At 63.4% G+C, this 13,674-nt stretch carries 13 protein-coding genes; 6 read left to right on the top strand and 7 right to left on the bottom strand.

All coding sequences use genetic code 11. The annotated features are described in order from the left end of the window. Positions 1 to 211: 211 nt before the first annotated feature. Positions 212 to 1,588, bottom strand: a complete 1,377-nt coding sequence (locus tag HYG81_RS23650; protein WP_180842123.1) for an MFS transporter — start codon at positions 1,586 to 1,588, stop codon at positions 212 to 214. 117 nt (positions 1,589 to 1,705) lie between these two features. On the opposite strand from HYG81_RS23650, the gene HYG81_RS23645 reads away from it, so the two are divergent. Next, entirely contained in the window at positions 1,706 to 2,419 is a 714-nt protein-coding gene (locus HYG81_RS23645; protein WP_180842122.1) for a DUF502 domain-containing protein, read from the top strand. Between the two features lie 301 nt (positions 2,420 to 2,720). Here the strand turns inward: HYG81_RS23645 and HYG81_RS23640 are convergent, their stop codons facing one another. The 6 genes from HYG81_RS23640 to HYG81_RS23615 form a co-directional block, all read right to left on the bottom strand. After that, complete coding sequence (locus HYG81_RS23640) at positions 2,721 to 3,656, bottom strand: branched-chain amino acid transaminase (RefSeq protein ID WP_180842121.1); 936 nt, start codon at positions 3,654 to 3,656, stop codon at positions 2,721 to 2,723. Positions 3,657 to 3,739: 83 nt separating this feature from the next. Next, entirely contained in the window at positions 3,740 to 4,510 is a 771-nt protein-coding gene (locus HYG81_RS23635; RefSeq protein ID WP_180842120.1) for a cupredoxin domain-containing protein, read from the bottom strand. Positions 4,511 to 4,641: 131 nt separating this feature from the next. Further along, complete coding sequence (ribB, locus tag HYG81_RS23630; protein ID WP_180842119.1) at positions 4,642 to 5,367, bottom strand: 3,4-dihydroxy-2-butanone-4-phosphate synthase; 726 nt, start codon at positions 5,365 to 5,367, stop codon at positions 4,642 to 4,644. Then, positions 5,364 to 6,071 (bottom strand): DUF120 domain-containing protein, encoded by a 708-nt coding sequence (locus tag HYG81_RS23625; protein ID WP_180842118.1) that lies wholly within the window; start codon positions 6,069 to 6,071, stop codon positions 5,364 to 5,366. The genes ribB and HYG81_RS23625 overlap by 4 nt, the downstream gene beginning before the upstream one ends. Positions 6,072 to 6,322: 251 nt before the next feature. Continuing rightward, positions 6,323 to 7,366 carry a 4-demethylwyosine synthase TYW1 gene (gene twy1, locus HYG81_RS23620; RefSeq protein ID WP_180842117.1) on the bottom strand — a complete coding sequence of 348 codons (1,044 nt, stop codon included), beginning with the start codon at positions 7,364 to 7,366 and terminating at the stop codon, positions 6,323 to 6,325. A 69-nt stretch (positions 7,367 to 7,435) separates the two neighbouring features. Next, on the bottom strand, positions 7,436 to 7,771 hold the full coding sequence (locus HYG81_RS23615; RefSeq protein ID WP_180842116.1) for a hypothetical protein: 336 nt from the start codon (positions 7,769 to 7,771) through the stop codon (positions 7,436 to 7,438). A 236-nt stretch (positions 7,772 to 8,007) separates the two neighbouring features. Between HYG81_RS23615 and HYG81_RS23610 the strand changes: the two genes are divergently transcribed. The 5 genes from HYG81_RS23610 to phoU are packed head-to-tail and all read left to right on the top strand — an operon-like array spanning position 8,008 to position 13,361. Further along, a complete protein-coding gene (locus HYG81_RS23610; RefSeq protein ID WP_180842115.1) occupies positions 8,008 to 8,982 on the top strand; it encodes a PstS family phosphate ABC transporter substrate-binding protein in 975 nt (324 codons plus the stop codon). Between the two features lie 43 nt (positions 8,983 to 9,025). Beyond that, positions 9,026 to 9,967: a phosphate ABC transporter permease subunit PstC gene (gene pstC, locus HYG81_RS23605; RefSeq protein WP_180842114.1), complete on the top strand. Its 942-nt coding sequence runs from the start codon at positions 9,026 to 9,028 to the stop codon at positions 9,965 to 9,967. A gap of 49 nt (positions 9,968 to 10,016) precedes the next feature. Beyond that, positions 10,017 to 11,729, top strand: a complete 1,713-nt coding sequence (pstA, locus tag HYG81_RS23600) for a phosphate ABC transporter permease PstA (protein ID WP_180842113.1) — start codon at positions 10,017 to 10,019, stop codon at positions 11,727 to 11,729. Position 11,730: 1 nt separating this feature from the next. After that, complete coding sequence (gene pstB / locus HYG81_RS23595) at positions 11,731 to 12,642, top strand: phosphate ABC transporter ATP-binding protein PstB (RefSeq protein WP_180842112.1); 912 nt, start codon at positions 11,731 to 11,733, stop codon at positions 12,640 to 12,642. Further along, positions 12,642 to 13,361, top strand: a complete 720-nt coding sequence (phoU, locus tag HYG81_RS23590; protein WP_180842111.1) for a phosphate signaling complex protein PhoU — start codon at positions 12,642 to 12,644, stop codon at positions 13,359 to 13,361. The genes pstB and phoU overlap by 1 nt, the downstream gene beginning before the upstream one ends. Positions 13,362 to 13,674 lie beyond the last annotated feature (313 nt).

The following is a 13,674-nucleotide window of genomic DNA, read 5'->3' as shown; positions in this document are numbered from 1 at the left end:
TGTCATGGCAACAGGGGATAGCCACACCCTCCCCAACCGATTCGCTCGGTCATTCTCCCCTCACTCATCCCTCGCACGACGTTGCGCCGCGGTTCGTCAGCGACTCACCGCGGCACAGCGCGCGCCACCGCACGATGATTGGTCAGGCCGAAGTGAGACGGAGACCGCGCTGTACTGTCGAGCTCACCGAGTGTGCCTGTATCCAGAGCAGCTACTGATACGCCTCGAACTCCTCGCCGAACAGCAGGAAGTAAACCGTTCCGAGCAGCCCGATCACGGTCGCAAGACTGAACGCGACGGTCGGATCGCCGGCGAACACTTCGGCACCGGTCAGCGGGTTCGAGAACCCGTCCCACAGCAGTCCACCCAGTGCCGCGCTCGGGATGACGATCAGGTTCCGCAGGAGGTAGTATGCGCCGGTCACCCGCCCGCTGGCACCCCGTTCCGCCGGGCCGACGATCAGCGCCTTGTGCGCCGGCAGCCCCGCGAACCGCAGCCCGGAGAACGCGAAGAGGGCCGCGAGGACGGCCGCGTCTTCGGGCGCGTTGATCAGCAAAACCGGAAAGACCGCGTAGACCGCGAACCCGAGCGCGACGACCGGTTTGAGACCGACGCGTTCGGCTGCCTTGGCGACCGGAATCATCGTCAGCAGGGCGACCACCATCTCGATTCCGAGCAGGATCCCGAAGTACGACTGTGGCGAGAGATCGACGGTTCCCGCTACCGGGACGGACAACGAGAGACCGACTCCGAGAAAGCGCGTGACAACGATGACGAAGAAGACGTACACCATCCCGTTGGCGAAGCGGACCAGGGTGTCGCCGACCAGCAAGGGCCTGAGTTCGTCGGGCATCGTCCGGAGATCGGTGCGGAGCTGGGAGACCCCCTCGAACTCCTTGCCGATATCGTCCTCGTCGGGCCTGTAGAGGACGTGCTGGACGATCGTTCCGAGGACGCCGAAGACGACGGCGACGAGCAAAATGAGCTGGAACGCGGTGACGATCTCGCCGTCGCTCGAGCCGAACGGATAGAAGAGCGCGGCGGCGAACAGCGGGCCGACGAGGAAGGCGGTGCGGCGGAACGTCTCGGTGCTCGCGAAGCCGGCGGCCAGCTTCGAGGGCGAAACGGACTGCTTGACGATCGCGAACGTCGCCCCGAGGCCGAACGATTTCCAGGCCTGCGCGAGCACGAGGCCGAGAAAGATCGCACCGATGGCCAGCGAGGTCGAGCCGATCGAAACGCCCGCGAGCGCGGGTGCAGCGAGCCAGATTCCAAACCCTACCGTCGAGCAGAGACCGAAGGCCGTCAGGGCGTACCGGGAGCCGATTCGATCCGAGATCGCCCCGCCGGGATAGGGGTAGACAGCGCTGATGACGTTCCCGAACGAGCCGAATAGGCCGATGACGACCGCCGACGCGCCCAGCGCCGACATGTACTCGGCCATGTACCGATTGGTCATCTGAAAGCCGAGACTGAACGCGAACATCGCCGCCGAGAGGACGAGCACGTCGCGCTCGAGCGCGAAGAACTGCCGGAACGGATCCAGCGGATCGGCTTCCTCGCCCGCGGACTCCTGCTCGAGGCTCATGGATGTCGCTTTGCAGGCGGACGGCTTGAAATTTGAGCCGTCGGCCGACGCGAGCGCCGACGCAGACGGATACGACAAAGGGAAGGGCTCATTAGCCAGTAGTGTGAGATCCTGCACATGGCTTCGTGGAAGCGGGATTTCGCGAGCGGGCTCGTCGTCCTCGGCCCCATCCTTATCACGCTCTACGCGATCTACTGGCTCTACGGGCTCGTCGCCGGACTGACGCCCGGTCTCATTCTCCGAGCCGACGCACTCACGCCGCTTATTCCCGGCTCGAGCGATCAGGCCGTCCAGACGCGCGAGCAACTCGCCCAGTTCCTCCGCGTGATCGTCGCGCTGACCGTCTTTATCATTCTCACGTTCTCGGTGGGCTATCTCATGCGAACGACCGTCGGCGGGCTGGTCGAACGGCTCGTCGACAACATCGCCAATCGCGTCCCCGTGATCCGCGTCGTCTACAACGCCTCGAAGATGGCCGCCGAGACGGCGTTCGGCGACCAGGATTCGCTCCAGAAACCGGTCAAGATCGAAACCTGGGAGGGGCTGCGGATGACGGCGTTCAAGACCGGCAAGGTGACCGACGACGGCCGCGAGGTGCTCTTCTTGCCCACCTCGCCGAACATCACGACGGGGTACGTCGTCGAAGTCGAACCCGACGAGATCACCGAACTCGACGAGGACGTCGAGGATGCGCTCACTCGCGTCCTGAGCGCCGGCTTCGGCGACGCCAACCACCGCGGCATGGATGCTGGCGTCTCCATCGACGTCATTGACGACGCGAAGGCGAAGAAACCCGACCGCACCGGAACCGACCGCGCCGACGACGACTAACACCGACCTTTTGCTCTGCGCTCACTCCCTTCGGTCGTTCGCTCGGCAAAAGCTCGAGCAAAAGCACTCCTCCCTCCCCGTTGGGTCGGTCGTCGGCCCGCTCGCTCCCTTCGGTCGCTCGCGGTGAATGTTGGTCAACCGCCTGCCCTCCCCCGAGTCGCGCACCTCTCGCGGTGCTCGAGGTGCGCTCCCGGCCACAGCACGGATCGTGTACAGACCAGTAGAAGAATCCGGTTCACTTCGTCCCGAAGTCGCTATTCGAAATCGATTAAACGCGTTCTCTATCGGGAATCAACTCTCCTTACACGTCGACGTACTCGAACCACTCGTCGTACTCCTCGGAGCCCTCTTCGACGATTTCGAAGAATTTCTGCTGGAGTTCCTCGGTGACGGGACCGCGAGAGCCGTCGCCGATGACGACGTTGTCGACCTTCCGGATGGGCGTCACTTCAGCCGCAGAGCCGGTAAAGAACAGCTCGTCGGCCGTGTTGAGTTCGCCGCGCGAGATGGAGACGTTGTCGTGGACCGTATATCCGAGGTCTTCGGCGATCCGGATGACGGAGTCTCGAGTGATACCGTCGAGGATCGACTCCGAGAGCCCGGGCGTGTAGAGTTCGCCGTCGCGGACGAGGAAGATGTTCTCGCCGGGGCCTTCCGCGACGTTCCCCTCCTTGTTGAGGACGATCGCTTCCGCGTAGCCGTTCCGGCGGGCCTCCTCGCCGGCGAGCATGCTGTTGACGTAGAGACCGGTCGTCTTGGCGTTCGTCGGAATCTGGCTCGAGGCGTGTTTCCGCCACGAGGAAATCATCACGTCGATCCCGTTCTCGAGGGCCTCCTCGCCGAGGTACGCACCCCACGGCCACGCGGCGACGGCGGTCCGGGTCGGGCAGTCCTTGGGGCTGACGCCCAGCGAGTTGTAGCCGTAGTAGGCGATCGGGCGAATGTAACAGGACGGGAGTTCCTGGCGCTGAATGAGCTCCTTCGTCGCCTCGGTGAGCTCTTCTTTCGTGTACTCGATGTCCATCTCGTACGGTTTCGTGGACTGAAACAGGCGCTCCAAGTGTTCCTCCCAGCGGAAGAGTGCGGGTCCGTTTTCCGTATCGTAACAGCGTGCGCCTTCGAAGACCCCCGTCCCGTAGTGGAGCCCGTGCGTGAGCACGTGAATCTGCGCGTCGTCCCAGTCGACGAATTCGCCGTCCATCCAGATCGTGTCGACGTCCATCTCGTCGAATCCCATGATCGAGAGTGTTGCAAGCCACCGTACTAAGTGTTCGCGGTTCCCGCCGAGAAGCAGGCGAATCCGGGCGCTGGGCGATTCGATTACGCTTCGTGACCGCCGCCCTGCAGTAGTTGCTTGCTCTCAACCGCGAGGTCCGCCCACACAACTGCTTCGGCCTCGACGATTGCCTCCCCCTCGAGCGCCGGATCGGCGAGAACGGTGCCGGCCGTTCCGTCGGGCGAGCGCGCTTCCTCGTCGCCGGGAGCCTCGCCGATGGGGGTTGCGCCGGGACCGGTTGCGCTGCCGACGACGATGCGACCGGCCATACCGTACGTTTCGTGCGGTGCGCAGGTAAAGTCGTAGCCCCCCTCCGCCTCGAACGTGTAGAACCACGAGTCGCCCTCGGCCAGGATCGGCGAGGAAAACGCCGGGACGTCGTCGGGGACTCGCTGTTCGTAGCCGAACGCGGGGTGATAGGCGTTCACGTTGTGGTGGGGTGTTGCCATCACGAACTCGACCGTATCGCCGGGGTTGACGAACAGCCCAGTTGGCTCGAAGTAGAATTCGGGGACTGGTGAGCCGTCTCGAGGACCGATGACCAACTGAACGGTGTGATCGGCGTCGATCGTTGTCTCTTCATCGTCTGCGAGGAGCGTATAGCCGAACCGGGAATCGATCACCGGTTCATCGGCGGTTCCGTTCGTGTCAGCGTCCGGATCACTGGTGGTTTCGTCACCGCCGAGACAGCCAGCTATCGCGACCGCACTCCCAGCCCCGAGTGCAGCGAGAAAACGCCGCCGATTACGTTCGGTCGTCACGGTACTGGTTGCAGCGTGATCAGTGTCGAGTGACGTCGACGGCTTCGATGTCATACTACATACTGGTCAGATAAGGAGATAACAGTTCCTATCCGATTAACAGGATAGTTGAGGCCTAAATGTGGGAAGGCTGAAATCGAATATCAAATTCTTTAAGATCAGCCACCGCTTTCGAGAGCGGCGAATCACCTGCAGTGGTCGAGGACGTCGCGACCCTCGAGGTAGGCGAACCCGTGTCGATCCGCGTAGGCGCGGGCGTCGGCGGGCGAGAGGGCCTCGCTGGTTTCGTCGTCGAGCATCTCGCAGACGACGACGGCGGGCGAGAGATCGGCTGCGTTCGCGAGCGCCACCCCGAGTTCGGTGTGGCCCTCGCGCTGGGCGAGCAGGTCGGGTGCGGCTCTGAGCAGGTGGACGTGGCCGGGAACCCGGAACTCCTCGGCGAACTCGGTTTCCTCGGGAGCGGCGGCGGCCTCGCCGAGTGCTCGGATCGTCGTCGAGCGGTCGTTGTCGGTGATCCCGGTGTAGGTGTCTCGGTGGTTGACCGTCAGCGAGAACGACGAGCGGTCGTCGTAGCCGAGTTCGTGGTCGGCCGTTGCGGGATGATCAACGACGTCCGAATAGAAGGGGAGATCGAACGCCTCTGCGATCTCGTGCCCGAGCGCGACGCAGACCAGCCCACCGGCGTCGTTTCGCAGTCGTGCGACGGCCTCGGGCGTCACGTTATCGGCGTGGTAGATTAGGTCCGTCTCACCCTCGCGGTCGGCCGCGTCGTGGACGAGGATCGGCTCGCCCGCCCGAAGCGACTCAAGGGCGTGTTCGAACGAACCCGTGGACGGGTCGACGCTCGAGTTCGCTCCAGTGTTCGTCCCGCCCTCGGCGTTCGATCGCGGACCGGCGTGGTGACCAGTCATTCTCGATCCCCCACGGAGACGGTGACGTGATCGTCGTCCTCAAGGCCGAGTTCCTCGCGGAGCTTGTCGGGGGCGATGACCTCGAGCTGGTCGTCGTCGTGGTGCGTGCGCTCGGGGGCGATCGTATAAGCATCCTCGTAGACCTCGCCGTCGACAGTCTCGATCGTCGCGGGGTAGCAGACGGCGGGACCGTAGGTCCGCTCGTCGGACTCCCAGCCGTCGATGGGGACGGGCTCGAGCGAGGCCATGGCGCTGCGTCGGCGGACGCTGTCCTCGCGGAGGTCGACGTTCAGCGTGCCGGGAAACGGCTCGTAGCCGAGTCGCTCCTCGAACTGGCGTTTGTATCCCGCCAGCGAGATGTAGTGGCGCCCCTCGCCCATCCCACTGGTGATGGTTCCCTCGAGCGCGATCTGTGAGTCCGTCTCGAAGATGCGGCGGTAGTCCTCGTACTCGGCGTGGAGCGTCCGCTCGCCCGTTTCAGTGATCGCGACCCACTGGCCGTCGCTGACGGTATCGCGCTCGAGCAAGTCGGCGCTCTCGAGGCGCTGGAGCCGTCGCGAGGCGGTCTGGTTCGACGCGTCGAGGCGCTCCGCGAGGTGGGAACAGGAGATCTTGACGTCGCCCTCGAGTCCGCCCTCGAGTGCGAGGAGTTTGAGCACGGCGAGTTCGTCGTGCCCGACGGCGGACTCGGCTAGTACTGACATACGAGAAAGTATACCGCAGCCCCGTAAAAGTATATCGGATGTGGAACGCATCACGAAACTGTGGTACAGTTCAGGATCGTTTATCGCGTACTCGGACATTCCGAGACGAGTGGAAAAAGCCACCGGTTGGAGAAAACCGTTCGATTGATTCCGAGCATCGGTGCAGGCGTTTTCGACTGCTCGCGGAACCTGCGGTTCTGCGCTTGTGGTCGGTGCACAGTGTGATGAACTGACTGCGGGATCGGGGTCCGTCAGTCGCCGGTGACCGGATCCCGCTCCCAGAACTCGCTGTCCTTCTGCAGTTTCGGGACCCACGTGTCCGAGGTCTGCGAGAGCAACGCGACGCGGGAGGCGGGAACGCCCATGACCTCGTCGAATCCGGGCATGTACTCCCGGACCTCCTCTGCAAACTCGATGACTTCCTCGTGCTCGGGCATCGCCGAGCGGTCGAGTCGCCCCCTCGAGTGGCCGACGTGCATGTACGCCTTTAGCTCGATGAAGTCGGGGTCGGCCTGCTGGTAGAAGCCGGCGTACCAGTCGGGATCCCGCATGTTCTCGCCCTTGACGAGCGTCGTCCGGAGCACCGTCCGAGTCTCGTCCTTGTCCGCGAGGACGTCCATCGTCTCGAGGAGCTTCTCCCAGGCGTCGTCCTCCATCGCGCCGACGACCTGATCGAAGGTGTGGCGTTCGGGGGCGTCGACGCTGACGTACAGTTGCGTGGGATCGCAGTCCCGAAGCATCTCGGGGCGGGTGCCGTTCGAGACGAGGAAGGTGGTGATGTCGCGGTCGTGGAAGGTCTCGATGAGTTCGGGCAGGTAGGGGTAGAGCGTCGGCTCGCCGTCCAGCGAAATCGCGACGTGGCGCGGTTCCATCGCCTGGTCGAACACCTCGCGGGGAACCTCCTCGTTGCCGCCGAAGCCCGAGAGCAGTTTCTTCTGGAGTTTGATCGAGGCGTCGACGACCGCCTCGGGGTCGTCCCACTGGACGTCGTCCATCTCGTAGGAGTGGCCCTTGTGGTCGCGCCAGCAGAAGACGCAGCGCTCGTTACACCGGACGACCGGCGTCATCTGGATGCAGCGGTGAGACTCGATGCCGTAGAAGATGTTCTTGTAACACTTCCCCTCGCCGCGCAGTGCGTTCGCCGTCCAGCCGCAGGTCTGGGCGGCCGTGTGATTCTCGCTGTGGTAGTCCGGGCTCGAGACCTGTGCAGGTCCGCCGTCGCCGTCGCCGCCGTCGGCGTCGGTAGTGGCGTCGGCGCTCGCTCCGTCGGCCCCGGGATTCGCGGAGTCGCTCATGTTGTCGGCCGTTGGGCGGGCGCAGTCAAAAGACGTGTGGTGTTCCGGGCGATTCGTCCCGACGACCGCCTACTCGTCGCGCTGCCGCTCGCTCGAGGAGTCGCCGCCGGGGCCGTCCGGCAGCGAGTGGGGGTCGGGCGGCTCGTCGCCGTGTCTGGTGTCGTCGCGTTCGAACAGGTAGAGCGCCGGCCCCCCGACAACGATCACGAGCAGACCGGGGATCGGCACATCCGGCGGCCCGAGATAGAGAGCGAGCCCACCGCCACAGGTGACGAACACGATTCCTGCCCAGAGCGCGGGTCTCGAGACCTCGAGCCGAGTGGCATCCCGATAGACGATGCCGGCACAGCCGAGGACGATCGCGAACCCAACCACCGCGATTGCGACCCCCTGCAGCGAAACCATACTTCGACCGTTACTGCCGGCCGTAAGTCAGTGTAGCGATTCGTCGAGCGTTCGCGGCGAATCGGATGCTCAGTGAGCCGTCGAGGAGTCGACTCGGGGACCGTCCGCTCGAGTGAACTGTCTCGTCACCGCAACGGTCTCTCCATCTCAGTAGTCTATATAGAAATATGTGGACACTGAGCCATATATATGGCTCATAGCATCCTATTTTTATAACCTCTCGAATATCTCACGTGATGGCAGACAACCAGTTCGGGCGTTCTGTCGATGGGGTATCGCGACGGAAGTTCATCGCTACGAGCGGCGCTGTCGGCGCGGCCGCTATCGCCGGCTGTAGCGAGATGAGTGGCAGTAGTGACGAGCTGTCGGGCGACGTCATCGTCAAGGGATCGAGTACCGTGTTCCCCATCTCGGACGCGATGGCCGAGGAGTTCATGGATGATCACCCGGAGGTCAACGTGACGGTCGACCCGACCGGCAGCGGTGGCGGGTTTGAGAATCACTTCTGCCCCGGTGACGCCGACATCAACGGCGCGTCGCGGCCGATAAAGCAAGAAGAGCAGGATCACTGTGCCGATAACGACGTCACGCCGATCGAGATGACGATCGCGAAGGACGCGCTCACGATGGCAGTCAGCACGGAAAACGACTGGGTCGACTGCATGTCCTTCGACGAGATGGCACAGATCTGGGGCGACGGCGGTGCCACCACGTGGGCTGACGTCAACTCCGACTGGCCCGACGAGGAGATCATGCTCTACGGTCCCGATACGACCTCCGGGACGTACGACTGGTTCTCCTCGAACGTCATCGGTGGGACTCACACCACCGAGTACGAGGGAACCGAGGACGACAATACGATCATCGAAGGACTCGAGGATAGCCCGTACGCGATGGGCTACTTCGGCTACTCCTACTACGCGCAAAACGAGGACCGCGTCAAGGCGCTCGACGTCAAAGAGAGCGAGGACGACGACTGCGGCGAACCGAGTCTGCAGGCGGCCAAAGACGGCTCCTACCCGATGGCCCGTCCGCTGTTCATCTACCCCTCCGAGGAGGCTATCCAGCGTGAGGAGGTCTACGAGTTCGTGAAGTTCTACCTCGAGGAGTCGAATCAGGACTGGATCGCGGACGACGTCGGCTACGTCCCCTCGAGCGACGAGCAGGCCGACGAGAATCTGAGTACGCTCGACGAGAAGGCGGACGTATAGTCGAACGGCGTTTCGGTTTTTATTTGCCAAAAACGAATGGAATATGAGTAAATCACCAGTAGACGCCGATCTCACCCGATCGGCACACGGACGGATTGCAAAGGAACGGTTGTACCACGGACTGTTGTTCTGCTGTGCGGCGCTGACAGTCTTCATCACGGGCAGTATCGTCGCGACGCTGGCGGTCGACGCCTTGGAGTTCTTTCGGCGGGTCGACCCACACGCGTTTTTCACCGGGACCGAGTGGGTCCTGCGAAGCGAGAATCCGATTCTCGGCATCCTGCCGCTCGTGTCCGCCACGCTCGTCGTGACGATCGTCTCGGCGATGGTCGCGATTCCGATCGGTACCGCGGCCGCGGTCTACCTGAGCGAGTATGCGAGCGACCGAACGCGATCGGTACTGAAGCCGGCACTCGAGATTCTAGCGGGGATTCCGACCGTCGTCTACGGCTTCTTCGCACTCGTCTACCTGACGCCGTGGCTCAAGCAGTTGGGGCTCGATCTGAGCCTGTTCAACCTGCTTTCCGCGTCGATTATGGTCGGGATCATGATCATTCCGATGGTCTCCTCGATCAGCGAGGACGCCATGAGCGCGGTCCCGGACTCGCTCCGAGAGGCGGGCTACGGCCTCGGCGCGACGAAGTTCGAGGTCTCGACGAAAATCGTCATTCCCGCGTCGATTTCGGGAATCTTCTCGTCGTACATCCTGGCGCTCTCCCGGGCGATCGGTGAGACGATGATCGTCGTCGTGGCCGGCGGAAGTCGAGCTCGCATGTTCGACCCTACGAACCCCTTCGCAAACCTCTTCAACTCCGGACAGACCATGACCAGCGCGATGGTTCAGGCGGTGACGACCGATCTGTCCGGCGGAACCGACGGCTACTACTCGATGTTTGCGATCGGATTGACCCTATTTGCCATCACCTTCGCAATGAATCTGCTCAGTAACCGTATCGCCGCACGGTATCGGGAGGAATACCAATGAATCGAGCCACGGATCCGACTACCGCGACCGTTTCGGGGGTGACCCGCTGATGGCGACCGCCGGCGATTCCGTCGGTGCCTGGTTCGGTGCGGACGGGCAGATCAACCAGCTTCGCGGGCGTCTGTTCAAAGCCGTCTGTCTCGGTGCGACGCTACTCACGTTGTTTCTTGTGTTCGTCTTCCTCGTTTACGTCGCTAACGACGCGATCCAGCCGCTGACGGCTGACCCCCGCTGGTGGGTGACGGTCGTCGCGACGATTCCGGTGCCGGCGCTCGCTCTCGCAGCGTATTACTACCGGTACGATCCGGCGGCAGGTGAGGTCGCGTACACTGCACTCGGCCTCCCCATCGTCACGTCGCTGCTCGCCGGGGGCATCACGATCTTCTTCAACCACATCCTGACTCCATACGAGTGGTTCGCGCTCGTCGTCTCCGTCGCCGTCGCCGTCGGGGTGCTCTCGGTCCACAATCAGATCCGCGACGCAGGCGCGATCGAGCGATCCCTCGTGGTCGCGGTCGTTCCGCTGCTGGCACTCGTCGGGATTCCGGGGATTGGCGTCGACGTCCCGATCAAAACGCCGTTCTTCGGTCGGGAGCTGTTCCGACTGTCCGTGTCGATTCCCGACCTCGTTCCGGGCCTCCGGGAACTGATTCTCTCGTTGCCGGTCTTACCGATGGCGTCGGTGTCGCTCCTGCTCACATTCGTCGTCCCGATCGCCGCGGTGGTCGCGTGGCACGTTCGCGACGTTCGCGGGACCGATCGAGCGGGACTACTCGCTGGCGGCGCGACCGTCGTCGTGGCGGCACTCGGGCTCATCGTTGAGCCGCTAGCCGGCTTCTCGGCGGTGTCGTGGTTGATTCTGACAACGGTCGTCGGAGTCCCCGTCGGCCTGTACGTCGACCGGGTCCGCCGCCGCGGAACGGGTGTCTCCGGACTCGCGTTCCCCGTCGTCATCGTCGCCGGAATCGCCGTCGGTGCGATCATCGTCGAAGTCGCCGGATTCGGCGCCCCGAACGTCTGGACGAACTGGGGCTTCCTGACGGACGCTCACAGCAGGACCCCTCGAGAGGCCGGCATCTATCCCGCGCTCGTCGGCTCGATCATGATGATCATCGTGGTCGGCATCGCGGCGTTTCCACTCGGCGTCGGCGCTGCGATCTACCTCGAGGAGTACGCACCCAACGACGGGGTGCTTGGATCGGTCGTCGACCTCATCGAGATCAATATCGCGAACCTCGCTGGGGTCCCGTCCGTCGTCTACGGGCTGCTCGGCCTCGCGCTGTTCGTCAAGATAGGCAGCTTGCGACCGGGAATCGTGATCGTTGGTGGGCTGACGATTGCACTGCTCATCCTGCCGATCGTCATCGTTTCCGCGCAGGAAGCGATCCGATCGGTTCCCGATTCCCAGCGGCAGGCCGCCTACGGGATGGGTGCGACCAGATGGCAGACGGTCCGGACGATTGTCCTGCCGCGGGCCATGCCCGGCATTCTGACCGGAATGATCCTCGCGCTCGGTCGCGCGATCGGCGAGACGGCACCGCTGTTGATGGTGGGCGTCGCGGCAGTCGTCCGTATCCCACCGACGTCGTTTTTCGGGCTGTTCAGTGCGATGCCGCGACAGCTCTTCGCGTGGGCGCGATTGGCCAAGCCCGACTTCTATCACGGGGTTCTCGCCGCCGGCGTGCTCGTCCTGCTCGTCGTCCTGCTGATGATGAACGGCACTGCGATCCTCCTCCGCAACAAGTATCAGCGCCAAGAGTAAGATGAACCGAACAAATACATCCGAATCCGACGACGGTGTCGAACAGCGAACGGACGGCAGCGGAACGACCGTCTCCGAACAGACCACTTCGGCCGACGACGAGAGCACCTCGTTGCTCGACGAGTCGTTCGATATTGACGACCGATCACCGACCGGGGCCGCCAATACGATCATCGAGGCTCGCGACGTTAACGTCTTTTACGATGACGTGCAGGCGTTACAGGATGTTGCCATGGCGATTCCGGAGAAGCAGGTGACGGCGCTCATCGGTCCGTCAGGCTGTGGAAAGTCGACCTTCCTTCGATCGATCAATCGGATGAACGACCTCATCGACGCCGCGCGCGTCGAGGGTGAACTGCTGTTCGACGGAAAGAACGTCTACGACGACGACGTCGATCCCGTCGCCCTGCGTCGGAAGATCGGCATGGTCTTCCAGACACCGAACCCGTTTCCCAAGAGCATCCGTGACAACGTCGCCTTCGGACTGGAAGTTCAGGACACGGACGTCGACGTCGACGAGACGGTCCACTCCGCCCTCGAGCGAGCGGCCCTGCTCGAGGAGGTCGAAGACCAACTCGACTCGAGCGGGCTGGACCTCTCGGGCGGTCAGCAACAGCGCCTCTGTATCGCCCGGGCGATCGCACCCGATCCGGACGTGCTCCTGATGGACGAACCGGCCTCTGCGCTCGATCCAATCGCGACCTCGAAGATCGAGGACTTGATCGAGGAACTCGCCGAGGAGTATACGGTCGTCATCGTCACGCACAATATGCAACAGGCCGCGCGAATCTCGGACAAGACGGCGGTCTTCCTCACCGGCGGCGAACTCGTCGAGTTCGACGACACCGACACGATCTTCGAGAACCCCGAACACGACCGCGTTGAGGACTACATCACCGGCAAGTTCGGCTGATGGCCCGCGAAGACTACCGGAAGCGCCTCGAGCGCCTCCGCGAAGCGGTCGTCGCGCTGGGTGACCTCGTCCGCGAGCAACTCGCAAACGGCCTCAGAGCGCTGTTTAGCGGCGATCGAGAACTCGCGAGCGACGTTATCGCGGGTGACCGGGCCGTCAACCGTCGCTCCCTCGAGATCGAAGACGACTGTCTCGACCTGCTCGCACTCCAGCAGCCGGTCGCGGGCGACCTTCGATTCGTCGTCGCCGCGTTCAAGATCGTCACCGACCTCGAGCGGGTCGGCGACCTCGCGACCAACCTGGCCGAGCACACGCTGGAGTCGACCGGCTCCGCCCCGGCGCTGCCGGACGTCGACTTCGAACGGATCGCCGCGCTCGCGCTCGAGCAACTCGAGCAGTCGATCGAAGCGTTCGTCACGGACGACGTCGAGGCGTGCTTTGCGGTCGCAACGCGGGACGACGAACTGGATGCCCGCTGTGGCGCTGTCGCCGAACGTCTCGTTCGGGTTCTCGTCGAACTCCGCACCGACGGCGATGGGGTCCGCGGTGAGACGGTGTTCTCGGATCGACCGGATGACCGGTCACTGGCGGCGGTACTCGGGGACGTCTCGCGCACGTTCGTGATCGTCCGCGATCTCGAGCGCGTCGGGGATCACGCGGTGAACGTGGCCGCTCGGACGCTGTACGCGCTCGAGAACAACGAGACGTTGCTCGTCTGAACTCGAGTTGCGTCCGAAGGTTCCGACATCCCCGAAAGCACCGTTGGCCGCTGGCCCTTGAGCTGGATGCAAACAGCCGTCCCGGCTGACGGACTGTTGCCATCCGAAACTGGTCTTTCTCGAGTACCTGCTTTCGCCGTACCGGGCGTCTATATATGTTTGACCGATCTGCTGAGATCGTATCGATTTCGCACTAGTTATATCCTCCCTGAAAGTGGTAAACGACAACCATTGGCATATGTATGCGCTCGTTGCACTACTATCGGTGCTGGGGCGATTGCCGCCGAACGACCTCCGGGGTACATAGCACTAT

This window comes from Natrinema zhouii, assembly GCF_013456555.2.
In the GTDB taxonomy this organism is placed as follows: Archaea; Halobacteriota; Halobacteria; order Halobacteriales; family Natrialbaceae; genus Natrinema; species Natrinema zhouii.
The sequence above is the reverse complement of the archived record's forward strand: the minus strand, read 5'-3'. Positions and strand labels throughout refer to the sequence as shown.

Bases quoted from the DNA above. Each gene is read 5' to 3' on its own strand.
- HYG81_RS23650 (WP_180842123.1), bottom strand. From the start codon at position 1,588: ATGAGCCTCGAGCAGGAGTCCGCGGGCGAGGAAGCCGATCCGCTGGAT.
- HYG81_RS23645 (WP_180842122.1), top strand. From the start codon at position 1,706: ATGGCTTCGTGGAAGCGGGATTTCGCGAGCGGGCTCGTCGTCCTCGGC.
- HYG81_RS23640 (WP_180842121.1), bottom strand. From the start codon at position 3,656: ATGGGATTCGACGAGATGGACGTCGACACGATCTGGATGGACGGCGAA.
- HYG81_RS23635 (WP_180842120.1), bottom strand. From the start codon at position 4,510: ATGACATCGAAGCCGTCGACGTCACTCGACACTGATCACGCTGCAACC.
- ribB (WP_180842119.1), bottom strand. From the start codon at position 5,367: ATGACTGGTCACCACGCCGGTCCGCGATCGAACGCCGAGGGCGGGACG.
- HYG81_RS23625 (WP_180842118.1), bottom strand. From the start codon at position 6,071: ATGTCAGTACTAGCCGAGTCCGCCGTCGGGCACGACGAACTCGCCGTG.
- twy1 (WP_180842117.1), bottom strand. From the start codon at position 7,366: ATGAGCGACTCCGCGAATCCCGGGGCCGACGGAGCGAGCGCCGACGCC.
- HYG81_RS23615 (WP_180842116.1), bottom strand. From the start codon at position 7,771: ATGGTTTCGCTGCAGGGGGTCGCAATCGCGGTGGTTGGGTTCGCGATC.
- HYG81_RS23610 (WP_180842115.1), top strand. From the start codon at position 8,008: ATGGCAGACAACCAGTTCGGGCGTTCTGTCGATGGGGTATCGCGACGG.
- pstC (WP_180842114.1), top strand. From the start codon at position 9,026: ATGAGTAAATCACCAGTAGACGCCGATCTCACCCGATCGGCACACGGA.
- pstA (WP_180842113.1), top strand. From the start codon at position 10,017: ATGGCGACCGCCGGCGATTCCGTCGGTGCCTGGTTCGGTGCGGACGGG.
- pstB (WP_180842112.1), top strand. From the start codon at position 11,731: ATGAACCGAACAAATACATCCGAATCCGACGACGGTGTCGAACAGCGA.
- phoU (WP_180842111.1), top strand. From the start codon at position 12,642: ATGGCCCGCGAAGACTACCGGAAGCGCCTCGAGCGCCTCCGCGAAGCG.